Below are 22,530 nucleotides of genomic sequence, written 5' to 3' on the forward strand. Positions count from 1 at the left end.
GTTCCCCGGCGAAGGCCGGGGAACGATCACCCTAAGCGTGAAAGCCTCTTTAGTTTATCAGCCCTTCGGCTCGATCCGCAACCGCGCCCCGCCCCTGACGCCACCTTGCTGCGGCGGGCAGGTGATATAGCGATAGCGGCGATCCATACAGATCCACACCTCGCTCAAAGCCCCATCGCGCGTCACGTTCAGGCGAATGCCATCGGCGACCATCCCCTTATTCTCTGCCGCAAACGCCGTCGCGAAATCTTGCGCTGACAAGGTATCCCGCCGCGCCAGTACCGCCATGTCGGGATAGCGCAACGCATGATACAGCTTGCGCGACAAGGCGAAGAACTTCGTCGGCGTCGTCGGCAGGCAGGTGCCGTGCTTGACCCACTCATGCTGGATCAGCTGCACCGAAGGCGTCGCGCACAGATGATCGCGGATCACCTTGCGCGGCAGGATGCCCGCAGGCTTGCAATATTGCGGCCATTCCTTGCCATAGCCATCGGGCCACAGGCCGTGCAGGGTGAAGGCGAAATCATTGTCCGACCGGCACTGAAACGCATCACGCGCACCGCCGCGCGAGGTCTTGCAATATTGCGGCGTCCAGCTGACCGCCAGCGTATAGTAACCCACGGGCAGAATACGCTTGGGATCGTCGGCCGTCGGCCCCTCGACCCTGGGCCGCGCGATCACATCAGGCAGTCGGCACTGATTGGCCTGCGCCAGCGCGACGCCGGGCGTCAGCAGCGCGATCAGCGGCAGCAGCATTTTAAGCATAAGCGAAATCCAGTCCGATGTCGGCGGCCGGGGCCGACTGGGTCAACCGCCCGACGCTGATATAGGTGACGCCGGTATCCGCCTTCGCCCGGATCGTCTCCAGCGTCACCCCGCCCGACGCCTCGGTCGGCACGCGTCCGCCGACCAGCGTAACCGCGCCGCGCAACGTCGCCGCGTCCATATTGTCGAGCAGCAGATGCGTCGCCCCCGCGGCCAGCGCCGGTTCGATCTGGTCGACCCGATCGACCTCCACGATGATGCTGGCGACCCCGGCGGCCACCGCGCGGCGCACCGCTTCCTCAACCGATCCGGCGACGGCGACATGATTGTCCTTGATCATCGCCGCGTCCCACAGCCCCATGCGATGATTGGTCGCCCCGCCCATCCGCGTCGCATATTTCTCCAACAGGCGCAGCCCGGGTATCGTCTTGCGGGTGTCGAGCAAGGTCGCGCCCGTCCCGTCGATCGCATCGACATAGGCGCGCGTCATCGTCGCGATCCCGGTCAGATGCTGCACCGTATTGAGCGCCGACCGCTCCGCCGTCAGCATCGCCCGCGCGCGCCCGCGAATACGCAGGATATCGGTCCCCGCCACCACCCGATCGCCGTCCTGATGCAGCAATTCGATCTCCACATCGGGATCGAGCGCGCGAAAAAAGCGACCGCGATCGGCAAACCCGCCAATGTCACATCGTCCCGACTATCCATCACCCCGTCAAAGACCGCATCGACCGGAATCACCGCCTCGCTGGTAACATCACGGCCATCGGAACCAAGGTCTTCGGCCAATGTGGACGCGACAAAGGCGTCGAGATCGAACCCTGCAAGCGCGAAGGTCATGGCCGCGCGCCCACATCCCCCTGCCCCACGGCCCCGCTGGCCATCTCGAGCATCCGGTCCAGGCTCTTCTTCGCCTGCAACCGCAGCGTTTCGTCCATTTCGATCCGCGGCGTCAGATCGCGCAGCGACAGGTACAGCTTCTCCAGCGTATTGAGCGCCATATAAGGGCAGATATTGCAGTTGCAGTTGCCGTCCGCACCCGGCGCGCCGATGAACTGCTTGTGCGGCACCGCCTTTTCCATCTGGTGAATGATATGCGGCTCGGTCGCCACGATCAGCGTGTCGCCCGGCATCGTCTTGGCGAAGTCCAATATGCCGCTGGTCGATCCGACATAATCGGCATGATCGACGATATAGGGCGGACATTCGGGATGCGCAGCGATCGGTGCTTGCGGGTGCTGGGCCTTGAGCTTGAGCAATTCGGTCTCGCTGAACGCCTCATGCACGATGCACACGCCCGGCCACAACAGCATGTCGCGGCCCAGCTTGCGCTTCAAATAGCCGCCCAGATGCTTGTCGGGACCGAAGATGATCTTCTGGTCCTTGGGGATCTGCGCCAGGATCTTCTCGGCGGATGAGGACGTCACGATGATGTCGGACAGCGCCTTCACCTCGGCCGAACAGTTGATGTAGCTCAGCGCAATATGATCGGGATGCGCCTCGCGAAACGCCTTGAACTGCGCGGGCGGGCAACTGTCCTCCAGCGAACAGCCCGCGTCCATGTCCGGCAGCACGACGATCTTCTGCGGCGACAATATCTTGGCCGTTTCCGCCATGAAGCGCACGCCGCAGAACGCAATCACGTCCGCGTCCGTCTCCGCCGCCTTGCGCGACAGTTCCAGGCTGTCGCCCACGAAATCCGACAGATCCTGAATCTCGGGCGACTGGTAATAATGGCCCAGGATCACCGCGTTGCGCTCCTTGCGCAGCCGGTCGATTTCAGCGCGCAGGTCCGTTCCCTGCGGGATTCCCGTAAAAGCGTTCATACCCTGTGACTCCTCGGTCCTTGCGGCCGTCCGTTTATAGCGCGCCCTAGCGCTGCGAGCGCTGCTTTGCCAGTACCTCGTTGATCGGCGTAGTGACGTCCCACCGCTCGCGATTGGCGTCATTGCGCTCCGGCGGGAAGGTGACGATCACCCGTGCGTCGCCAAAGCCCATCGCGCCCAGCGGTGCGCCCATGATCTTCGCGATCGCCGCGCGACCATATTCGCGCGCCTGCGCCATCCGTTCGGGCGACCGCGCCGATGCTTCCGCCCGCGCCTGCGCATGGGCGGACACCTTCCGGCTCAATTCTTCGCCCGCCGCCCGCGTGACGAACAGGCCGCTGGTCCGCACCAGCGTGCGCTGCGCCTCATCGACATTGGGCTTGTCTGGCTTCACGTCGGGCGCGTTGACGATCAGCGTGCGGTTCTTTGCGTCCCATTCCAAATCGCCCGCGCCCAACCCCGACAGTTCGACGACATAATCCACCGAATAGGGCATCTTGACGACCTGGTCGGATTTCAGCCAGCCAAAGCCGCGCACATCCTGCGCGGTACTCTGGACCGTGCCATTGAGCCGCGACACGCGCAGCGCGCTCGCGCCCGCAATCTTTTCCGCGATGATCTTCGTCACCGCCGATCCGTCATCCTCGACCGCCACCACATAGTCGCGATTATAGCGCTGCCACCCGACCAGCATCGCCGCGCCCACACCCAGGATCAGCAGCGCGGCGATAACCGGCCCGGCATAGCGCTTCAGCGCATCTGCCATCGGCCATCCCCGATCGGCGCGGCCAGACCCCGCCCATCCAGATCGATCAGATGCGCCAGCACCGACCGCCCCGCCGCCCCATAAAGCCGCGTATCGACGCCCTTGTACATCTCCGCCACCATATCGGGGATTGCGCTGTCGCCGTTGCGCTCCAGAAAGCGCAAAATCTGCCCCTCGCGCTGCTTGCGATGACCCATCATGCCGCGCACCAGCCGCTGCGGCGTCTCGATCGGCTCGCCATGGGCGGGATAATAGATGCGGTCGTCCCGCTCCAGCAGTCGCTGCATCGATCGCATATAGGCGCTCATGTCGCCATCGGGCGGCGAAATCACGCTGGTGGACCAGCCCATGACATGATCGCCGGTGAAGAGGCTATTCTCCTCCAGCAACGCAAAGCACAGATGGTTGGACGTATGCCCCGGCGTCGCCACCGCCTCCAGCGTCCATCCCGGCCCCGCGACCTGCTCGCCATCGGCCAGCACCCGGTCGGGCCGATAATCGGCATCGAACGCAGCGTCCGCGCGCGGCCCGTCATCCTCCAGCGTCAGCGGCGCGCATCCGATGATCGGCGCGCCGGTCAGCTCGCAAAGCGGCCGTGCGGCGGGGCTATGATCGCGATGGGTGTGGGTACATACTATCGCCACTACCGGCCGTCCCGCGATAGCGGCGGTCAGCGCGGCGAGATGATCGGAGTCGTCCGGCCCCGGATCGATGATCGCCACGGCCTGCGCCCCCACGACATAGGTCTGCGTGCCGGTATAGGTGAAGGGCGAAGGATTGGGCGCCAACACCCGCGCCACCAGGGGAGACAGCGCCATCAGGACGCCGGTCGGCAGGTCGGCCGGATCGAAGGGAGGTGCCATCCATCCCATGTGCCCATTTATGGGCGGATTTCAAGGGAGGGGACAGTTCATAGGACTGCATGTGACCACAAGCAGCCAAAAATCCTCCCCGCGCCAACGGCGTGGGGAGGGGGACCGGCCGAAGGCTGGTGGAGGGGAATAGCGCGCCGTGGCGCATCCCCCTCCGTCAGCGCTTCGCGCCGCCACCTCCCCAAGCAAGCTCGGGGAAGACGGACCATCCACCCATCCACCATCCATCTGTCCTACCCAACCGCCCTCTGATACGCTCAGCGCCATGACCACCGCGCACCCCCGCCTCACCCAACCCTCTTCGCAACAATATTTCCAACTCCCGTTCCAAAATGTCGCAAACAACGGGAAATGTGCGAAGTTAAGCGCAGCGTCTCCAACATGACCCCCACCCTCCCCGAACGCTGGCGCCAGCACCTCGCGCTCGACCGGCGGCGCTCCATCCATACGGTCCGCGCCTATGTCGCGACCGCCGAACGGCTGATCGCCTTCCTCGAAACACATCGCGGCGAAGTGGTCACCCCCGCCACCCTCGCCCGGATCGACCAGTCGGACCTGCGCGCCTTCCTCGCCAGTCGGCGCACCGACGGCATTGGCAACCTGTCGGCCGCGCGCGAATTGTCGGCGGTGCGCGGCTTCCTCAAATTCACAGGCGGCGACGACGCCGGCGTGCCCCAACTCAAAGGGCCACGCGTCAAGCGCGGCCTACCCCGCCCCATCTCCCCCGACGAAGCCGTCGCGCTGGCGCAGGACATCGCCGAAACCGCCCGCGAAGGCTGGATCGGCGCGCGTGACTGGGCGGTGCTGCTGCTGCTCTATGGTGCGGGGCTGCGCATCGGGGAGGCGATGGGACTGAACGGCGACATCCTGCCGCTGGGCGACACGCTGCGCGTCACCGGCAAGCGCAACAAGACCCGCATCGTCCCGCTGCTGCCGCAAGTGCGCGCTGCGATCGAAGCCTATATCGAAGCCTGCCCCTATCCGCCGACGCGGGGCGAACCCCTGTTCAAAGGCGCGCGGGGCGGGCCGCTATCGCCCGCGCTCATCCGCCGGGCGGTGCAGGGCGCGCGCGGGCGGCTCGGTCTGTCGGACCGCACCACCCCGCACGCGCTACGCCACAGTTTCGCGACGCATCTGCTGGGCCGTGGGGCGGACTTGCGATCCTTGCAGGAGTTGCTGGGCCATGCCAGCCTGTCGTCGACCCAGGTCTATACCCAGGTCGACGCCGCGCACCTGCTCGACATTTATCGCAACGCCCACCCCAGGGCTTAGAGCGATTTCCAATCAGATGGAATCATCTGATGACTCGGAAATCGCGGTAAACAAGGTTTACAGCATGCAGCGGCGCGTCACGCCCGGCCGCAGGGTGAACATGTCCGTGCGCGGATTATAGCTGCGATAGCGTTGGTTGCACGCGCGGACATGGCGATACCAGTCGCCATTCTTCGTCCAGTGGCGCGGCGGCGCGGGCGGACGGCTGCCCCAGCGATTGTCCCAATTGCCATAACCATTGCCGCCACCGACAGGCTGCGGGCGACCCGCGCCGGGACCATTGCCGGGGCGATCGGGACCAGGCCGGTTCATCCCGCCCCGGTCGTCACGCATACGGTCGTCACCCGGTCGGCGCTGATCCTGATTGGCGCGCGGACGCTCGGGCGGCTGGGCCGACACCGAAAGCGGAGCCAGGACGAGCAGGATAGCACCTGCAGCTTTGAACAATTTCATGGACGTTGGAACTCCAATGGGTGCGACAGACCAGCTCCCGCACGCCCAACGGCGCCGCATCACGAAGGTTCCCCTCCCTTTATTCTCAGCCTTCAGCCCTTGGGCCGCCAGGTCGCCAGCCGCCACAGATAGGCGATCACCGCGATGACGACGCAGGCGGTCGATACCGGGCCGACATAATGGTCGATATCGCGAAAATGCTGCCCCAGCAGATAGCCCGCATAGGCCAGGATCACGTTCCAGATCAGCGCGCCCCCCATCGTCCACAGCAGGAAGCGCATATGCCCCATGCGAAACAGTCCGGCAGGCAGCGATATCATCGTGCGGAAGGCAGGCATGAAGCGAAAGACGAAGACGACGATCTGCCCATATTTGCCGAACAGCCGGTCCAGCGCCTCGACATCGCGCCATTCCAGCGTCGCCCAGCGGCCATAGCGATCGACCAGCGGCTTCAACCGGTGAAAGCCCAGCACATGGCCGACCAGATACCAGAAATAATTGCCGATGGTGGTGCCGACGGTGCCGGCCAGCAACAGCCACTCCATCGCCATCCGCCCCTGCCCCACGCGAATGCCACCAATGCCCATGATGAGTTCGGACGGGATCGGCGGAAACACATTCTCCAGGATCATCAGGAAGAAGATGCCCCAATAGCCGCCCGCATCGATCAGGCGCAGAACCCAGTCGGTCATTCCTCAACCCACTCCGTCATCCCAGCGAACGCTGGGATCTCTCTTTCTTCTCAACGTCCCAGGAAGAAGGAGATGCCAGCCTTCGCTGGCATGACGAAAATAGGCCATCAAATCACCCCGCCGCCCTTGCCGCCAACCGGGCGTCGATCGCGTCCCAGATCATGCCGCCCGTGTCGATCCCGTCAAACGCATCGATCGACACGATGCCCGTGGGCGACGTCACGTTGATCTCGGTCAGCCACTCCCCGCCGATCACGTCGATCCCCACGAACAGCAGGCCACGCGCCTTCAACTCCGGGCCCATCGCCGCGCAGATTTCGCGTTCCCTGTCGGTCAGCTGCGTCTTCGCCGCCGATCCGCCCACCGCCAGGTTCGACCGGATTTCGCCCTTGCCCGGAATACGGTTCACCGCGCCCGCCACTTCGCCGTCGATCAGCACGATGCGCTTGTCGCCCTGCGCCACGCCGGGGATGAAGGCCTGCACCATGAACGGCTCGACCCAGGACGCCTTGAACAATTCCACCAGCGACGACAGGTTCGCGCCGTTGCTGCCGACATGAAACACCGCCACGCCGCCATTGCCGTACAGCGGCTTGACCACGATCTCGCCATGCTCGGCCAGAAACTCCCTGGTCGCGCTCAGGCTGCGCGTGATCATCGTCGGCGGCATGAAGCGCGCATAGTCCAGCACGAACAGCTTTTCCGGCGCATTGCGGACCGATGCCGGATCGTTGACGACCAGCGTCTCTGCCTGCACCCGCTCCAGCAAATGGGTGGCGGTGATGTAGCTCAGGTCAAAGGGCGGGTCCTGCCGCATCCACACGACATCGACGTCGCGGCCCAGGTCCAGCACTTCCCATTCGCCATAGGCGAAATGATCGCCCTCCTGCTTCTGCACTTTCACCGGCCGCGCCATCGCCCACACCCGCCCGTCGCGAAACGTCAGGTCGGGCGCCAGATAATGATAGAGCCTATGCCCCCGCGCCTGCGCCGCCAGCATGATGTGGAACGTCGAATCGCCGCCGATCTTGATGCCCTCCATCGGGTCCATCTGCATCGCGACGGTCAGGGGGTTGAGTTGCGTCATCTTCATTCCTTTTCCGTTCGCCCTGAGCGAAGTCGAAGGGCTCCGCCGAGCGTTAGCGAGGTGCTTTGCCTTCGCTTGCGCTCAGGCCAGGGCTTCGACTTCACCTTTGGTGAAGTTTACCCTGAGCGCCTGCTGCAAGCAGGCAGTCGAAGGGCTCAGCCCGAACGGTTTTGAGGAGCGGCAAATCACCCCCCATGCCAGACATTGGCCAGATGGCGCGGCGCACGCCCCGGCGCAAGGAGGATGACGTCGATTCGCATGTCGTCCCCCGGTTTCGCCAGATCATGCCACAGGATTTCCGCCGCCTTCGCGACCCGCGCCAGCCGCCGCTCGTCGATCGCCAGGTCCAGCTCCGCCGCGCTGCCCCGCGCCTTCACCTCGACAAAGGCCAGCATCGCGCCGCGCCGCGCGACCAGATCGACCTCACCCGCCGCCGTGCGCATCCGGCGGCCTACGATCTGCCAGCCCTTCAGGCGCAGCCACCAGGCGGCAATGCGTTCGGCCTGCCGCCCGCGCTTCTCCGCCGCCTCTCTTTTCAACCCTTCAATTCCGTCGCCCGGTCATAGAGCGTCCGGCGGTCCAGCCCCAATTTCTTGGCGACCTCGCCTGCCGCCTTGGACACCGGCAGCCGCGTCAACGCTTCCAGCAATGCCGCGTCGGCATCCTCCGCGCTCGCGGGGGGCGCTTCCCCCGGCGGCCCGACCGTCACCACGATCTCTCCCTTGGGCGGCGCATCGGCATAGCGGGCGGACAATGCGCTCAATGTCCCACAGGCCGTCTCCTCGAACGTCTTGCTGATCTCCCGGCTCACCGCCGCCTCCCGGTCGCCCAGATGCGCGGCCATGGCCGACAGGCTGTCCGACAGGCGCGGCCCGCTTTCGTAGAAGACCAAAGTTGCGCGCAACGCCGCCACCTCGTCCAGCGTGTCGCCCCGCGCCTTCGCCTTGCTGGGCAGAAAGCCCATGAACAGGAACCGATCGGTCGGCAGCCCCGACAAGGTCAGCGCCGCGATCGCCGCGCTCGGTCCCGGCAGCGTCGTGATCCGCCGCCCCGCCGCCCGCGCATCGCGCACTAGCTTGTACCCCGGATCGGAAATCAGCGGCGTCCCCGCGTCCGACAGCAACGCCACCGATTCGCCCGCCATCCGCTCGACCAGCCGCTGCCGCACATTTTCGGCGCTATGGTCGTGATAGGGCACCATCGGCCGGTCGGACCCGGCATGGCGCAGCAACCGTGCGCTCACCCGTGTATCTTCCACGGCGACCACATCGGCCAGTCGCAGGACTTCCGCCCCGCGCGGCGTAAGGTCACCAAGGTTGCCGATCGGCCCCGCCACGATATAAAGCCCAGGCTCAAGCCCAGAAGTTCGAGTTTCCATAAGGACGCCAGATGACAGAGACGGATGCCCCCCGGCAAGCAAACATGTTCGCCGCCATGAAAAGGGGCGCACGCATCGCCGTCATGGGGGCAGCTTTGTTCCTGGCCGCCTGCCAGTCGATCGTGCCCAAGGGACCGGGACCGGTCGCGCCGACCGGCCCCACCCGGCCGACCGGCCCTGAAGTGGTGCAGGGCCTGCCCACCGACGCCACCCGTCACCGCGTCGCGCTGCTGGTGCCGATGAGCGGCGCCAATGCGGGCGTGGGTCAATCGATCGCCAACGCCACTACCCTGGCGTTGATGGATACCAAGACCGACCGGGTCCGCATCACCACCTATGACACGGCGCTCGGCGCAGCGGCGGCAGTGACCAAGGCGCTGGCCGACGGCAATCGCCTGATCCTCGGCCCTCTGCTCGCCGAAGACGCCCGCATCATCGGGCCGATCGCCGCGCGCGCCAATGTGCCGGTCATCAGTTTCTCCAACGACGCCAGCATCGCGGGCAGCGGCGTCTATGTGCTGGGCTACAACACCGCCCAGTCGATCGATCGCGTCGTCGGCTTCGCCCGCGAAAAGGGGCTGAGCAAGTTCGGCGCGCTGGTGCCGCGCGGCACCTATGGCGAACGCGCGGGCAACGCGCTGCTGCGCGCCGTCGAACAGGCCGGCGGCACCGTCGTGTCGATGCAGAATTTCGATCGCTCGCCCGCATCGATCACCGCAGCGGTCAAGGCGTTGCAGGCCTCGTCCAGCTATGACGCACTGCTGATCGCCGACAGCGGCCGCGTCGCGCTGCAGGTCGCGCCGATCGTCCGCAAAAATGGCGGCGCGACCGCCCGCCTGCTGGGCACGGAATTGTGGAATACGGAAGGCACGCTGGCCGCCAGCCCCGTCCTGCGCGGCGCCTGGTTCGCCAGCGTGTCCGACGCGCTTTACCGTCAGCTCGCGACCAAATATCGCGCCCGCTACGGCAGCGCGCCCTTCCGCCTCTCCTCGCTCGGCTATGATTCGGTGCTGCTGACCGTCCGCATCGCCCAGGACTGGAAGCCGGGCGCGCCCTTCCCCGCCGCGCGCCTGCGCGACGCGGGCGGTTTTTCCGGGATCGACGGCGCCTTCCGCTTCAACCGCGCAGGCGTCGCCGAACGCGCACTGGAAGTGAGCGAAGTCGGCGCGGGCACCGTGACCGTCGCCGATCCCGCACCCAGAGGCTTCGGCCAATAAATCCTCCCCCACCGGGGAGGGGGACCGCGCGCGCAGCGCGTGGTGGAGGGGGAGTCGCGCCACGTTCAACCCAGGCGCGACACCCCTGGCCTACACCCGCCCCATCGGCAAAATCAGCGGCACATCCCCGTCCTTCTCGATCCGCGCAGTCACACCATAAACTCGGCCCAACCGCTCCGCTGTCAGCACCTCCATCGGCGCGCCATCCGCGACCAGCGCGCCGCCATCCATCAACAGCAGCCGATCGCAATAGCGCGCCGCCATGCTGAGGTCGTGCAACACCGTGACCACCAGCGCCCCGCCCCGCGCCTCGCCGCGTAGCAACGCCATCACATCGATCTGATGCCCCGGATCGAGCGCGGCAAGCGGCTCGTCCGCGATCAACCCCCACGCCCCCACCGCCAACGCCCGCGCCAGCAGCACCCGCGCCCGCTCCCCGCCCGACAATTCGGTCGCGACCCGGCCCTTGAGATGCAGCACATCGGCTCGCGCCATCGCCGCTTCGACCGCTGCATCATCCGCCGCCGTCAGCCGCGACAACGGCCCCAGATGCGGCAACCGCCCCAGCGCCACCAGCCGCTCGACCGACAAAGGCCAATGCAGCGTCTGCCCCTGCGGCAGATAAGCGACGGCCCGCGCGATCGCCTGTCGGGTCAATCCCACCACATCCCGCCCGTCGATCCGCACCTGCCCCGCCATCGGCTTCGTCAGCCCCAGCAGCGCCCGGATCAATGTCGATTTCCCCGCGCCGTTGGGACCGATCACGCCCACCAAAGCCCCCGGCTCCAGCATCACGTCGACATCCCGCACCGCCACATGGCGGCCCAGCCGCACCGACAACCCCTGCGCCGCGATCGTCACCATAGCCGCCGCGCCCGCATCAAATGGACCAAAAATACCGGCACGCCCAGCAACGCCGTCACCACGCCCAGTTTCAGCTCGTTGCTGGTCGGGATCAACCGCACGCCGATATCCGCCAGCGTCAGCAACGCCGCCCCGCCCAGCAGCGACGGCAGCAGCACCGCCGATGGCGACCGGTCGGTCAGCGGCCGCACCAGATGCGGCACGATCAGCCCGACGAAGCCGATCGCGCCCGACACCGCCACCGCGCCGCCCACGCCGATCGCCACGCCCAGCATCATGCGCAACCGCGCGGCGGACAGGTTGACGCCCAGCGCCTGCGCGCCATCCTCCCCCAATGTCAGCGCGTCCAGCGTCCGCCCATCGGCGATCAGCAACGCTGCGCCCAGCACGACGCAGGGCAGCGCGATCCAGACATGGGCATAGCTGCGATTTTCCAGGCTCCCCATCAGCCAGCTCATAATCTCCATCGCGGCGAAGGGATTGGGCGACAGGTTCAGCGCCAGGCTGATCCCCGCCCCCGCCAGCGTCGCCACCGCAATCCCCGCCAGGATCAGCGTCAGCGGGCTTTCCGCCGATCCCGACAGCAAAAACAGCGTACCGATCGCGACCAAGGCCGTAGCGATCGCCAGCAACGGCAGCACCAGCATATGCGTCTGCGCCAGCCCGAAATAGAGCGCACACACCGCCCCCAGCGCCGCCGCGTTGGACGCGCCCAGCACCGAAGGTTCCGCCAGCGGATTGCGCAAATAGCCCTGCAACGCCGCCCCGCTCACGCCCAGCATCCCGCCGACGATCAGCCCCAGCACCATCCGCGGCACGCGTAGATCCAGGATGATCGCCCGCGCCACCGCATCCCCGCCGCCGCTCAATACCGCCACGATCCGCCCCGGACTGACCGCCACCGCGCCCAGCATGACGGACCCGAACGCCGCCGCCACGACCAGCAGCAACAGGCCGGGGATCAACAGGGGATGGCGACGCGCGGTCATGGCTTGTATCGCAATCCCTGATAGACAAAGCCCCGTGTTCCCGCGAAGGCGGGAACCCAGTTCGGGCGGCGGGACTGGGTTCCCGCCTGCGCGGGAACACGCCCTTCTATGAGACAGGCTTCATGATTCGCCCCCTCACGCTCGCGACCACCGCCCTCTTCCTGCTCACCGGCGCCGCCACCCCCACGCCGCCCCGCCGCATCGTGTCGCTCAACGTCTGCGCCGACCAATATCTGCTTGCCCTTTCCGACCCGGCGCAGATCGCCGCGCTCAGCAGCAACGCCCGCGACCCCGAACTCTCGGCCGCCGCCGCCAAGGCGCGCCGCTTCCGCACCCTGCGCCGCCCCTCCGAGGAAGTCTTGGCGATCCGCCCCGACCTGATCCTGGGCTTCCCGATCGGCCCCAACCAAGTGGCGGGCGCGCCGCCGGGCGACTGGCGCACGCTCGGCCTCGCCAGCGCCGACAGCTATGCCGCGATCCTCGACCAGATCCGCCAGGTGGCCCGCACGACCGGCCATATCGATCGCGGCGAAGCGCTGATCGCAGCCATGAACCGCGATCTCGCCGCCCTGCCCCGTGCCAGACGCGGCGGCGTCGCGGCCTATTATCAGCGCCGCGGCTATATGACCGGCACCGGCACGCTGATCGATGATCTGATGCGCCGCGTGGGCCTCACCAACCTCGCCGCCAAACTCGGCAAGCCGCCGCTCGCGCAAGTGCCGCTGGAGGAAATGGTCGCCGCCCGCCCCGACTGGCTGATCGTGGAAAGCGCCACCGACCGCGTGGTGGATCAGGGCACCGAAATGCTGCACCATCCCGCGCTCGCCACCATCCCCCGCATCAGCCTGCCGCAAAGCTGGACCGTCTGCGGCGGCCCCGCTTACGTGCAGGCCGCGCGCGCCATCACGCAGCGCCTGAACGCGCCGCGATAAGGGGGCAGGCCTCACGCCCGCCCCCGATCATGCCGATCAGAAACGGACACGCACGCCGCCATAGGCCGACCGGCCGTAGGTGCCATAGCCATAGGCCGTCTGGTACGTCTCATCGAACAGATTGTCGATCCGGCCATAGACTTCCAGATGCTCGCCCAGCGGCATCGACGCCCGCACCCCGGCCAGCGCATAGCCGTCCAGCCGCCGCGTATTGGCCGCATTGTCGAAACTATCGTCCACCATCGTCACGGTCGCCCCCGTGGACAGGCCAAAGGACCAAACATAATCTGCCGACACGCTCACCGCATTGGCGGCGCGGCGGGCCAGGCGATTGCCATAATTGACCGACCCCGCCGACCGGTCCCGCGCATCGACATAGCTGTAGCTGCCCGTCACGGTCAGCGCATCGACCGGCTTCAGCGCGATCGATGCTTCCACGCCCTTGGCGCGGGTCCGGTCCAGATTGCCATAGGTGAAGGTCGCATTGTCATAATTGATCTGGTTGCGCGTATCGCGGCGGAACGCGGTGACCGACAGCATCGCCCGCCCGCCGTCCAAGCTCTGGTCGAAGCCGACATCATAGCTTTTCGACCGTTCGGGCCGCAGTGCCGCATTGCCGCTGAACGTGTCGTACAACTGATAGAGCGAGGGCGCCTTGAACCCCTCGCCATAGCTCAACCGCACATTGGTCGCGCCGCCATTGGGCGAATAATTGGCGTTGGCGCCAAAGGTCGTGGCCCCGCCGAACTGGCTGTGATCGTCATGCCGCACCCCGCCGGTGACGGCCAGGCCTGTAAAGGGCTTCACGATCGCCAGCCCATAGACGCTGTCGATGTTGATCCGCGCGCTTTCGGTCGAACCAAAGCCGAAGAAATCATAATCCGGCCGCTCATGCTCATAGCCGAACACCAGCTTGGCCTGATCGACCGGCGCATAGACGCCCTCATATTCGAAGCGCAGGTTCGTGCCCGAATAGCCATAATCCGGGTCGGTCCCGCGCACGAAATAATAGTCGCGATCGTTGCGCAAATAGGTCACCGCCGCGCGGTTGGTCAGCTTGCCGTCCAGCAGCGCCAGGTTCAGCCCCGCATAGCCGATATATTGATCCATCTTCGACACGTCGCTGCTGTCGGCGGGCGCGCCGAAGAAGCTGTCATAGTCCAGATCCGCATGGATATAATAGCCGCGCAGGTTCAGGCTCAGCGCGTCGGTAAAGTTCAGCGTCAGCCGGGCATTGGTGGCGATATTCTCATAGCCATCCTTTTCCGTGCCGCCCGCCGCCGACGAAATCCCGTCGGTGCGGAAATAGGCCGCGCCCACCCCGCCCGACGCCATGCCGCTGCTGCCAGACACGTCCGCCTTGGCGCTCAGCGTATCGCTATAGCCATAGTCGACCGACGCATTCGCGCCAAAGCCCTCGACCGGCACCCCGGTCATGATATTGATCACGCCGCCGATCGCTTGGCTGCCATGCACCACGGAATTGGAGCCGCGCAGCACTTCGATCCGCTTGATATTGCCGGTCAGCAGCGGGCCGAAATCATAGCCATCGCCGATGCCGCTGGGATCGTTGACCTTCACCCCATCGATCAGCACCAAAGTCTGCGTCGTTTCCGCGCCGCGCAGCGACACGCCGGTCACGCTGCCGACGCTGCCATTGCGATTGAACCGCACGCCCGGCGTCGTCGCCAGCAGGTCCACCACGTCGATCGTCTGGCGCGTCTTGATCGTTTCCGCATCGATCACCGTGATCGCCTGGCCGACCTCGTCGCGCGACTGGGCGACGCCTGTGGCGGTGACGACGATCTGGTCATCCTGCGCCAGAACCGGCGTCGCCACGATCAGCGCCACCAACGAAATCCCTGTTTTCAACATAGCATATACCCCCCGGCGTCGGTGCGACGTGGGCCGGGGTCTCCGCTTGTTCAGCGGCCGAGTCGAAGCCAGGGATGACGCCATATCCCGTCCACAACCCGATGCGGCCCGGCCGCATGGCGTCGCTCGACGGAAAACCACCGTGCCCCGGCCATCCCCTGGACCAAAGCAAGAGCGACCAAGCGCCGGCAGGTCTCCTGGCTCGCGGGTCGCAGCGTCGATGCAAAAGCCTTCCCGGACGCAAGTCCAGTGGCCGGCCTTTCGGCCATATGCATCGCGCTATCCGCTTACAGTTGCAGGGACAGCCATGGAATTGAGGGGGTAACCCTCTCACCATATTCCCGATTAAGCCCGTTGCCGGGCACCGGCGCGATCAAGTTGCAGGGCCAGCCAGGCCGCCCCCACGCCGCGCGCTCTAAGGGAAAGCATAAGCGATGCCAAGCGGCCCCGCCCTTAAGCCAGCGCCCTGTTGCTCCGCAGCAACATCGCGTCCCGCCGCGCCAGCACCACCAGCGGCAGGCCCGCTTCCTCCGCCCGGCTCACGGCCAGCTTCGTCGGCGCAGAAATGGTGACGAGCAGCGGGCATTGGCTCAGCACTGCCTTCTCCACCAGTTCGTAGGAACAGCGCGACGACAGCAGCGCAAAGCCGCCGTCCCACTCCGCGCGTGCCGTGTCTCCTTGGCGCGCCATCGCCCCGATCAGCTTGTCGAACGCATTATGCCGCCCGACATCTTCCCGCACCAGCCGGATCGCGCCATCCGCCCCCACCCAGGCGGCGGCATGGGCCGCGCCGGTGGCCGCGTTCAAAGGCTGGTGATCGTACAGCGCCGCCAGCGCGCGAAAGATCGCGGCCCGGTCCGCCCGCGACGTTGCGGCAACCGGCGGCAATGGCCGGATCGCCTGCTCCAGATTCTCGATCCCGCATATCCCGCACGAGGATTCCGACACCCGATGCCGCACGCGCTCCAGCAGCGCATCGGTACGATCCGGCGGCAAGGTCGCCCGCGCCACGATGCCCTGGTCGGTGCGATGGACATCGACATCGAACGGCGCGTAACCCGACCCGATCAGCCGCTCGGCCAGCGCAAAGCCCAGCACCAGATCGCCAATGTCGCTGGGCGTCGCCATCAGCACCGCATAGCCGATGCCGTTAAACTCGATCGCGACCGGCACTTCTTCCGCCAGCGCGCGATCGACCGCCGCCGTGCCGCCATCCGGCGTCAGGCGATCGAAGGTCAGGCTTTGGCGGTCGGCATCCATCATCCCGGCCTAGCGATGGATCGCCCGCCGCTCAACCGGCGTCGCAATGGCCCGCCTCGTCCACCGCATTGAATTGCGCCGCATCCACATCCGGCGCCGCCCGGCCCTGCGCCATCCGCGCGACGGCGGCGGCCACGATCGGCGACAGCTGCTCAGGCTGTTCCTGCGCAATGGCGATAATCTGCGCCTTCATCCGCGGATCCCAAAAACGGGTCAGATGCTCGGCCAGCGCTTCCACCGCCTTGGCCTCCCCCATGGTCGCAATATTGCGCGCGATCTGGTGCGCCATATAGACCAGCCGGTCTGTCGTGGACATGACATGCGTGTCGTCGCTCATGCCCGTCCCCTATTCCGCCGCTTCCAACGGCGCGATGCGGCGGCTCTGACGCGCCTGATCGGCATAATCCTGCTGCCAGTCGCTGGGGCCGTTGGACGCCATCACCTGCACCGCCGTCACCTTATATTCCGGGCAGTTGGTGGCCCAGTCGCTATAATCGGTGGTGATGACATTCGCCTGTGTCTCGGGATGGTGGAAAGTCGTATAGACCACCCCCGGCGCGACCCGCGCAGTGATCAACGCGCGCAGCGTCGTCTCCCCCGCCCGGCTGCGCAGCGTCACCCAGTCGCCATCCTTCAAACCCCGATTGTCCGCATCGCTCGGATGGATTTCCAGCCGATCCTCCGGGTGCCAGGCCGTATTGGCGGTCCGCCGCGTCTGCGCCCCGACATTATAATGGCTCAATATCCGCCCGGTCGTCAGCAACAGCGGGAATCGCGGCCCGGTCTTCTCGTCGGTCGGCACATAGTCGGTGACGACGAACTTGCCCTTCCCCCGCACGAATCCGTCCCTGTGCATGGTCGGCGTGCCGTCAGGCGCGCTGTCATTGGCCGGCCACTGCAGCGACCCTTCCGCCTCCAGCCGATCATAATGCACGCCCGCAAAAGTCGGCGTCAGCGCCGCAATCTCGTCCATGATCTGCGCTGGATGATCGTAGGTCCACGCCAAACCCATGGCGTTCGCCACCAATTGCACGATCTCCCAATCGGCATAGCCGTTCAGTGGCGCCATCACCTTGCGCACCCGCTGGATGCGCCGCTCCGCATTGGTGAAGGTGCCGTCCTTTTCCAGGAAGGTCGATCCGGGCAGGAAGACATGCGCATAATTGGCGGTTTCGTTGAGGAACAGGTCCTGCACCACCACGCATTCCATCGCCGCCAGACCGGCCGCGACATGCTTGGTATTGGGATCGGACTGGAGGATATCCTCCCCCTGCACGAACAGCCCCTTGAACGTCCCGTCCGTCGCCGCGTCCAGCATATTGGGAATACGCAACCCCGGCTCGGCATCCAGCGCCACGCCCCATGCCTGCTCGAACAACTGGCGCGTCGCGGTGTCGGACACATGACGATAGCCGCTAAATTCATGCGGGAAGCTGCCCATGTCGCACGCCCCCTGCACATTATTCTGGCCTCGCAGCGGGTTCACCCCTACGCCCTCCCGCCCGACATTGCCGGTCGCCATGGCGAGGTTGGCGATCGCCATGACGGTCGAAGACCCCTGGCTATGCTCGGTCACGCCCAATCCATAATAGATCGCGCCATTGCCGCCAGTCGCATAGAGCCGCGCCGCCGCGCGCACCTCGTCCGCCTTCACCCCCGTCAGCGGCTCGATCGCCTCGGGCGACCGCGCCGCCTCCGACACGAACTCCGCCCAATCGGCAAACTCGTCCCAGTCGCACCGTTCGCGAATGAAGGCTTCGTCATACAACTTCTCGGTCACGATCACATGCGCCATCGCGGTCAGCATCGCGACATTGGTGCCCGGCCGTAAGGGGAGATGATGTTCCGCCTCGACATGCGGCGATTTCACCAGATCGGTCCGGCGCGGGTCCATCACGATCAGCTTGGCGCCCTGCCGCAACCGACGCTTCATGCGGCTCGCGAACACCGGATGCCCGTCGGTCGGATTGGCGCCGATCACCAGGATCACGTCGGCCTGCATCACGCTGTCGAAATCCTGCGTCCCCGCGGACGTGCCGAAGGTCTGGCTCAACCCATAGCCGGTCGGCGAGTGACATACCCGCGCGCAGGTATCGACATTATTATTGCCGAACCCCTGCCGGATCAGCTTCTGGACCAGGAACGTCTCCTCATTGGTGCAACGGCTCGACGTAATCCCGCCGATGCTCCGCGTGCCATATTTCCCTTGAATGCGCCGAAACTCCGACGCGGTATAGGCGATCGCCTCCTCCCACGACACTTCGCGCCACGGCTCGCGCACCGACGCGCGGATCATCGGGTTGAGGATACGATCCTGATGCTGGGCATAGCCCCAGGCGAACCGCCCCTTGACGCAACTATGGCCGCGATTGGCTTTGCCGTCCTTCCACGGCACCATCCGCACCAGTTCCTCGCCCCGCATTTCCGCGCGGAACGTGCAACCCACCCCGCAATAGGCGCAGGTGGTGACGACCGCCCGGTCGGGCGTGCCGATTTCTACCACGCTCTTCTCGATCAGCGACGCCGTCGGGCAGGCCTGCACACAAGCCCCGCAGGACACGCATTCGGACCCCAGAAAATCCTCGCCCTGCGACGCCGATACCTTGGAATCGAAGCCCATCCCCGCGATCGTCAGCGCGAACGTCCCCTGCACCTCGTCGCACGCCCGCACGCAGCGCGAACAGACGATGCACTTGCTGGGATCGAAATCGAAATAGGGGTTCGACTGGTCCTTCGCCTGCCCCATATTGGTCGCGCCATCATAGCCATAGCGCACGTCGCGCAGGCCCACCGCGCCTGCCTGATCCTGTAATTCGCAATCGCCATTCGCGCCGCAGGTCAGGCAATCGAGCGGATGGTCGGAGATATAAAGCTCCATCACCCCGCGCCGCAGCTGCTTCAGCCGCTCCGTCTGCGTCCGCACCACCATGCCCTCGGCGACCGGCGTGGTGCAGGATGCGGGATAGCCATTGCGCCCCTCCACCTCTACCAGACACAGGCGGCACGACCCGAAACTCTCGATAGTGTCGGTCGCGCATAGTTTGGGGATCGCCCCGCCCATCAGCGACGCCGCGCGCATGATGCTGGTGCCCTCGGGCAGGGTGACGCTCTGCCCGTCGATGGTCAACGTCACGCTCCTGCCCGTCGCAATCGCCGCCGGGGTGCCATGATCGGTTTCGCGGGAAAAGCTCATGCCGCCGCCTCCTTGATGGGCGCAGCAGCGCCGAAATCCTCGGGAAAATGATCGAGCGCACTCAGCACGGGATAGGGCGTGAAGCCCCCCAGCGCACAAAGCGACCCATATTTCATCGTATCAGCCAGATCGCGTAGCAGACTGGTCTGCGCTTCAATCGACACGTCGATCCGATCCGGCGTGCGCGAATAAAGGGCTTTATCCAAATACCCCTCCACCGTTCGGGCTGAGCCTGTCGAAGCCCCTCCCTTCTCTTGCGAAGAAAAGGAAAGCCCTTCGACAGGCTCAGGGCGAACGGAGTGAGACACATCGCGCGCCCCAATAATCCGATCCATAATCTCCACCCCCCGCGTCGATCCGATCCGACAGGGCGTGCATTTCCCGCAACTCTCCGCCGCGCAAAATTCCATCGCGAAACGCGCCATATGCGCCATGTCCACGCTATCGTCGAACACGGTGATCCCGGCATGGCCGATCAAGCCGCCCGCCGCCGCGAACGCCTCATAGTCGAACGGCAGATGGAACATGGACGGCGGAAAATAGGCTCCCAACGGCCCGCCCACCTGCACCGCCCGCACCGGCCGCCCGCTCGCCGTCCCGCCGCCGATGTCATTCACCAGTTCACCCAGCGTGATGCCGAACCCAATCTCGTACAGCCCGCCATGCCGCACATTGCCCGCCAACTGCACCGGCATCGTGCCGCGCGACCGCCCGAACCCGACCGCCGCATAGGCCTCCGCCCCCTGCGCCAATATGAAAGGCACCGCCGCCAAACTCAGCACATTGTTGATGACAGTCGGCTGCCCGAACAGCCCTTTAAGCGCGGGCAAGGGCGGCTTGGCCCGCACCTGGCCCCGCTTCCCCTCGATCGAATTGAGCAGCGCCGTCTCCTCGCCACAGACATAAGCGCCCGCCCCCTCGCGCACCTCCAGCGTGAAGGGCGCGACGATATCCGCCGACGCCATAATCGCCGCGCGCATGGTCGCGATGCAGAAGGGATATTCCGACCGGATATAGATATAGCCATGGCCCGCCCCCACCGCATGGGCGGCGATCGCCATCCCCTCGATCAGGCCATAGGGGTCGCCCTCCATCAGCATCCGGTCGGCAAAGGTGCCGCTGTCGCCCTCATCCGCATTGCAGACGATGAATTTCTCGCCAGCAGGCGCATCCAGCACCGTCTGCCATTTGATGCCTGTCGGAAAACCTGCCCCGCCACGCCCGCGCAAACCCGACGCCTTGACCGCATCGACCACGGTTTGCGGCTCCAATGTCCGCGCCGCCTCCAGCCCGGCCCAGCCCCCATGCGCTGCATAATCGGCAAGGCTGAGCGGATCGATCACTCCGCAGCGCGCAAAGGTAAACCGCTGCTGCCCCGCAAAAAAGGGCAGCTTATCCACCACCCCCAGCCGCGCCCCATGCGTCCCGTCCAGCACAGCCGCCACATCGTCCGGCCCGACCGGCCCAAAGCCGATCCGCCCGTCCGCCGTCTCCACCTCGACCAGCGGCTCGATGCTGAACAGCCCGCGCGACCCGGTCCGCACCACCTCGCACCCGGCCTCCGCAAAGGCCCGCGCCACATCGTCTGCGCCCAGCGCGACGGATGCCATGTCGCGGCTAACAAACACCCGGCTCATGCCGCCACCTCCAGCGCGATCCGCTCCAGCGCCTCCGCATCGATCTGCGCCACCGGCCGCCCGTCGACCAGCGCATTGGGGCCGATCGCACACAGGCCCAGGCAATAGACCGGCTCCAGCGCCAACTGCCCGTCGGCCCGCGTCTCGCCCATCGCCACGCCCAGCCGCCTGGCCGCCGCCGCCTCGATTGCCGCGCCGCCCCGCGCCTGGCAGCTTTCCGCCCGGCACAGCTTCACGACATGTCGCCCCGGCGCGACCCGCCGAAAATCATGGTAGAAGGTGACGACCCCATGCACGTCCGCGCGGCTGAGGTTCAGCGCCTTGGCGATCACCGGCACCACTGCATCGTCGATATGGCCCGCTTCCGCCTGCACCGCATGGAGCAGCGGCAACAGCCGGTCCCGCGTCGCGCCATGCCGCGCGGTCCACGCGCCGATAAACTCTTCCATCACACCCTGCCTTTTTGGCCCTGTTGTGCGGGCGATCCTGATCGCGCACGGCCGTAGGGTCAAATCGAAGACGGATATCTGCGATAGAGAAACCCTATCAGGCTTTCCGAAAGCCCGGCGGCAACCGCAACTCGCGCGCCACGCCCAGCACCGCCTGTGCCAATGGTCCCATCGGCGCGCTGTCCGATACGATCACGCCGATCCGGCTGCCCTCCTCCCCATCCGGCATGACATGCGTCCGCGCCCAGGCCAGCCCATCCAGCAAGGTCGCATGGCTATCGGGAATGATCGAACACAGCCGCCCCTGCTGCACCATCGCCAACAGCGCAACATAGCTATCCGCCGTCACCAGCGGTCGCAGCGCCAGCCCCCGCTCCGCCAGCCGTGCGTCCAATATCCGCCTATTCTGCATCCCCTGATGCAGCAGGCACAGCGGCAGCGCAGCCAACCCCGCCCAGTCCAGCGGATCGGGTACGGCCACCCCACCCACCGCGCTCACTAACATCGTCCGCTCGACATAGAGCGGCACGGACAGCGCATGGGCGGGCGGCTCGAAATCCAGATAGGTCAGTCCCGCATCCAGTTCGAACGCCGCCAGTTCCCGCTCGATCTGCCGCGACGTCAGCGCCCGGATGGAGACGTTCAGCCCCGGATGCCGCGCCAGCATCGCCGCCACCAGGCACCCGATGGCGGGCATCGCCGCCGGGATCGCCCCCAGTCGCAACTCCCCCTTCAACGGCCCCCGCGCGGTTTCCGCCGCCTGCGCCAGCGCCTCGGCCGCCGCGACCAGCTGCCGCGCCCACGGCAAGATCGCCTCTCCCTCCGCCGTCAGCCCGCCATATTTGCGGTCGCGCCGGATCAACCGCTTGCCCAGTTGCGTCTCCAGCGCGGCGATGCCCGCCGACAAAGTGGGCTGCGACACATTGCAATGTGCCGCCGCCCGCGCGAAATGGCCTTCGCGCTCCAGCGCCAGAAAATATTCGACAAGCCGGGTCTGCATCGC

Annotated in this window: 21 protein-coding genes, 1 pseudogene and 1 riboswitch; of the genes and pseudogenes, 3 read left to right on the forward strand and 19 right to left on the reverse strand. The window is 66.1% G+C overall.

Annotation, left to right across the window (positions count from 1 at the left end):
- Positions 1-57: 57 nt before the first annotated feature.
- From U5A89_RS15705 to U5A89_RS15725, 5 genes and pseudogenes are all read right to left on the reverse strand, one after another.
- Positions 58-765: a ribonuclease T2 family protein gene (locus U5A89_RS15705; RefSeq protein WP_338161999.1), complete on the reverse strand. Its 708-nt coding sequence runs from the start codon at positions 763-765 to the stop codon at positions 58-60.
- Positions 758-1,605, reverse strand: a pseudogene (gene nadC, locus U5A89_RS15710) (carboxylating nicotinate-nucleotide diphosphorylase). The gene U5A89_RS15705 and the pseudogene nadC overlap by 8 nt, the downstream one beginning before the upstream one ends.
- The gene (gene nadA / locus U5A89_RS15715; RefSeq protein WP_338162000.1) at positions 1,602-2,591 is read right to left on the reverse strand and encodes a quinolinate synthase NadA; all 990 of its coding nucleotides are present in this window, start codon (positions 2,589-2,591) and stop codon (positions 1,602-1,604) included. The pseudogene nadC and the gene nadA overlap by 4 nt, the downstream one beginning before the upstream one ends.
- A gap of 46 nt (positions 2,592-2,637) precedes the next feature.
- On the reverse strand, positions 2,638-3,357 hold the full coding sequence (locus tag U5A89_RS15720; protein WP_338162001.1) for a DUF4230 domain-containing protein: 720 nt from the start codon (positions 3,355-3,357) through the stop codon (positions 2,638-2,640).
- Positions 3,342-4,220, reverse strand: a complete 879-nt coding sequence (locus U5A89_RS15725; protein WP_338162002.1) for an MBL fold metallo-hydrolase — start codon at positions 4,218-4,220, stop codon at positions 3,342-3,344. Before U5A89_RS15725 ends, U5A89_RS15720 begins: the two co-directional genes overlap by 16 nt.
- A 390-nt stretch (positions 4,221-4,610) precedes the next feature.
- On the opposite strand from U5A89_RS15725, the gene U5A89_RS15730 reads away from it, so the two are divergent.
- Entirely contained in the window at positions 4,611-5,501 is an 891-nt protein-coding gene (locus tag U5A89_RS15730; protein WP_338162003.1) for a tyrosine recombinase XerC, read from the forward strand.
- A 57-nt stretch (positions 5,502-5,558) separates the two neighbouring features.
- Here the strand turns inward: U5A89_RS15730 and U5A89_RS15735 are convergent, their stop codons facing one another.
- The 5 genes from U5A89_RS15735 to rsmI form a co-directional block, all read right to left on the reverse strand.
- Complete coding sequence (locus tag U5A89_RS15735) at positions 5,559-5,954, reverse strand: BA14K family protein (protein WP_338162004.1); 396 nt, start codon at positions 5,952-5,954, stop codon at positions 5,559-5,561.
- 92 nt (positions 5,955-6,046) lie between these two features.
- Complete coding sequence (locus U5A89_RS15740; protein WP_338162005.1) at positions 6,047-6,646, reverse strand: DedA family protein; 600 nt, start codon at positions 6,644-6,646, stop codon at positions 6,047-6,049.
- Positions 6,647-6,758: 112 nt separating this feature from the next.
- A complete protein-coding gene (gshB, locus tag U5A89_RS15745; RefSeq protein ID WP_338162006.1) occupies positions 6,759-7,733 on the reverse strand; it encodes a glutathione synthase in 975 nt (324 codons plus the stop codon).
- 185 nt (positions 7,734-7,918) lie between these two features.
- Complete coding sequence (locus U5A89_RS15750) at positions 7,919-8,272, reverse strand: YraN family protein (protein WP_338162007.1); 354 nt, start codon at positions 8,270-8,272, stop codon at positions 7,919-7,921.
- Complete coding sequence (gene rsmI / locus U5A89_RS15755; protein ID WP_338162008.1) at positions 8,269-9,111, reverse strand: 16S rRNA (cytidine(1402)-2'-O)-methyltransferase; 843 nt, start codon at positions 9,109-9,111, stop codon at positions 8,269-8,271. The genes U5A89_RS15750 and rsmI overlap by 4 nt, the downstream gene beginning before the upstream one ends.
- 56 nt (positions 9,112-9,167) lie before the next feature.
- On the opposite strand from rsmI, the gene U5A89_RS15760 reads away from it, so the two are divergent.
- Positions 9,168-10,328: a penicillin-binding protein activator gene (locus U5A89_RS15760; protein ID WP_338162009.1), complete on the forward strand. Its 1,161-nt coding sequence runs from the start codon at positions 9,168-9,170 to the stop codon at positions 10,326-10,328.
- Between the two features lie 90 nt (positions 10,329-10,418).
- Here the strand turns inward: U5A89_RS15760 and U5A89_RS15765 are convergent, their stop codons facing one another.
- Complete coding sequence (locus tag U5A89_RS15765; protein WP_338162010.1) at positions 10,419-11,192, reverse strand: ABC transporter ATP-binding protein; 774 nt, start codon at positions 11,190-11,192, stop codon at positions 10,419-10,421.
- Positions 11,186-12,181, reverse strand: coding sequence for a FecCD family ABC transporter permease (locus tag U5A89_RS15770; protein WP_338162011.1), 996 nt, complete (start codon positions 12,179-12,181; stop codon positions 11,186-11,188). The genes U5A89_RS15765 and U5A89_RS15770 overlap by 7 nt, the downstream gene beginning before the upstream one ends.
- A gap of 122 nt (positions 12,182-12,303) precedes the next feature.
- Here U5A89_RS15770 and U5A89_RS15775 point away from each other — a divergent pair, with 122 nt between their 5' ends.
- On the forward strand, positions 12,304-13,113 hold the full coding sequence (locus U5A89_RS15775) for an ABC transporter substrate-binding protein (protein WP_338162012.1): 810 nt from the start codon (positions 12,304-12,306) through the stop codon (positions 13,111-13,113).
- A 36-nt stretch (positions 13,114-13,149) separates the two neighbouring features.
- Here the strand turns inward: U5A89_RS15775 and U5A89_RS15780 are convergent, their stop codons facing one another.
- The 7 genes from U5A89_RS15780 to U5A89_RS15810 form a co-directional block, all read right to left on the reverse strand.
- Positions 13,150-14,988, reverse strand: a complete 1,839-nt coding sequence (locus U5A89_RS15780; protein ID WP_338162013.1) for a TonB-dependent receptor plug domain-containing protein — start codon at positions 14,986-14,988, stop codon at positions 13,150-13,152.
- A 170-nt stretch (positions 14,989-15,158) separates the two neighbouring features.
- A riboswitch (cobalamin riboswitch) is annotated at positions 15,159-15,372 on the reverse strand.
- A gap of 69 nt (positions 15,373-15,441) precedes the next feature.
- Positions 15,442-16,251: a formate dehydrogenase accessory sulfurtransferase FdhD gene (fdhD, locus tag U5A89_RS15785; protein WP_338162014.1), complete on the reverse strand. Its 810-nt coding sequence runs from the start codon at positions 16,249-16,251 to the stop codon at positions 15,442-15,444.
- A 28-nt stretch (positions 16,252-16,279) separates the two neighbouring features.
- Positions 16,280-16,585 (reverse strand): formate dehydrogenase subunit delta, encoded by a 306-nt coding sequence (locus tag U5A89_RS15790; protein ID WP_338162015.1) that lies wholly within the window; start codon positions 16,583-16,585, stop codon positions 16,280-16,282.
- Between the two features lie 9 nt (positions 16,586-16,594).
- Positions 16,595-19,441 carry a formate dehydrogenase subunit alpha gene (fdhF, locus tag U5A89_RS15795; protein ID WP_338162016.1) on the reverse strand — a complete coding sequence of 949 codons (2,847 nt, stop codon included), beginning with the start codon at positions 19,439-19,441 and terminating at the stop codon, positions 16,595-16,597.
- Positions 19,438-21,078, reverse strand: a complete 1,641-nt coding sequence (locus tag U5A89_RS15800) for an NADH-ubiquinone oxidoreductase-F iron-sulfur binding region domain-containing protein (RefSeq protein ID WP_338162017.1) — start codon at positions 21,076-21,078, stop codon at positions 19,438-19,440. Before U5A89_RS15800 ends, fdhF begins: the two co-directional genes overlap by 4 nt.
- Positions 21,075-21,527, reverse strand: coding sequence for an NAD(P)H-dependent oxidoreductase subunit E (locus U5A89_RS15805; protein ID WP_338162018.1), 453 nt, complete (start codon positions 21,525-21,527; stop codon positions 21,075-21,077). The genes U5A89_RS15800 and U5A89_RS15805 overlap by 4 nt, the downstream gene beginning before the upstream one ends.
- A gap of 97 nt (positions 21,528-21,624) precedes the next feature.
- Entirely contained in the window at positions 21,625-22,527 is a 903-nt protein-coding gene (locus U5A89_RS15810) for a LysR family transcriptional regulator (protein WP_338163075.1), read from the reverse strand.
- Positions 22,528-22,530: the final 3 nt, after the last annotated feature.

It is taken from the genome of Sphingobium sp. HWE2-09 (genome assembly GCF_035989265.1).
In the GTDB taxonomy this organism is placed as follows: domain Bacteria; phylum Pseudomonadota; class Alphaproteobacteria; order Sphingomonadales; family Sphingomonadaceae; genus Sphingobium.

Bases quoted from the DNA above. Each gene is read 5' to 3' on its own strand.
- U5A89_RS15720 (WP_338162001.1), bottom strand. From the start codon at position 3,357: ATGGCAGATGCGCTGAAGCGCTATGCCGGGCCGGTTATCGCCGCGCTG.
- U5A89_RS15790 (WP_338162015.1), bottom strand. From the start codon at position 16,585: ATGAGCGACGACACGCATGTCATGTCCACGACAGACCGGCTGGTCTAT.
- fdhF (WP_338162016.1), bottom strand. From the start codon at position 19,441: ATGAGCTTTTCCCGCGAAACCGATCATGGCACCCCGGCGGCGATTGCG.
- U5A89_RS15770 (WP_338162011.1), bottom strand. From the start codon at position 12,181: ATGACCGCGCGTCGCCATCCCCTGTTGATCCCCGGCCTGTTGCTGCTG.
- fdhD (WP_338162014.1), bottom strand. From the start codon at position 16,251: ATGATGGATGCCGACCGCCAAAGCCTGACCTTCGATCGCCTGACGCCG.
- U5A89_RS15800 (WP_338162017.1), bottom strand. From the start codon at position 21,078: ATGAGCCGGGTGTTTGTTAGCCGCGACATGGCATCCGTCGCGCTGGGC.
- U5A89_RS15810 (WP_338163075.1), bottom strand. From the start codon at position 22,527: ATGCAGACCCGGCTTGTCGAATATTTTCTGGCGCTGGAGCGCGAAGGC.
- U5A89_RS15760 (WP_338162009.1), top strand. From the start codon at position 9,168: ATGAAAAGGGGCGCACGCATCGCCGTCATGGGGGCAGCTTTGTTCCTG.
- rsmI (WP_338162008.1), bottom strand. From the start codon at position 9,111: ATGGAAACTCGAACTTCTGGGCTTGAGCCTGGGCTTTATATCGTGGCG.
- U5A89_RS15805 (WP_338162018.1), bottom strand. From the start codon at position 21,527: ATGGAAGAGTTTATCGGCGCGTGGACCGCGCGGCATGGCGCGACGCGG.
- U5A89_RS15730 (WP_338162003.1), top strand. From the start codon at position 4,611: ATGACCCCCACCCTCCCCGAACGCTGGCGCCAGCACCTCGCGCTCGAC.
- U5A89_RS15735 (WP_338162004.1), bottom strand. From the start codon at position 5,954: ATGAAATTGTTCAAAGCTGCAGGTGCTATCCTGCTCGTCCTGGCTCCG.
- U5A89_RS15725 (WP_338162002.1), bottom strand. From the start codon at position 4,220: ATGGCACCTCCCTTCGATCCGGCCGACCTGCCGACCGGCGTCCTGATG.
- nadA (WP_338162000.1), bottom strand. From the start codon at position 2,591: ATGAACGCTTTTACGGGAATCCCGCAGGGAACGGACCTGCGCGCTGAA.
- U5A89_RS15765 (WP_338162010.1), bottom strand. From the start codon at position 11,192: ATGGTGACGATCGCGGCGCAGGGGTTGTCGGTGCGGCTGGGCCGCCAT.
- gshB (WP_338162006.1), bottom strand. From the start codon at position 7,733: ATGACGCAACTCAACCCCCTGACCGTCGCGATGCAGATGGACCCGATG.
- U5A89_RS15705 (WP_338161999.1), bottom strand. From the start codon at position 765: ATGCTTAAAATGCTGCTGCCGCTGATCGCGCTGCTGACGCCCGGCGTC.
- U5A89_RS15775 (WP_338162012.1), top strand. From the start codon at position 12,304: ATGATTCGCCCCCTCACGCTCGCGACCACCGCCCTCTTCCTGCTCACC.
- U5A89_RS15780 (WP_338162013.1), bottom strand. From the start codon at position 14,988: ATGTTGAAAACAGGGATTTCGTTGGTGGCGCTGATCGTGGCGACGCCG.
- U5A89_RS15740 (WP_338162005.1), bottom strand. From the start codon at position 6,646: ATGACCGACTGGGTTCTGCGCCTGATCGATGCGGGCGGCTATTGGGGC.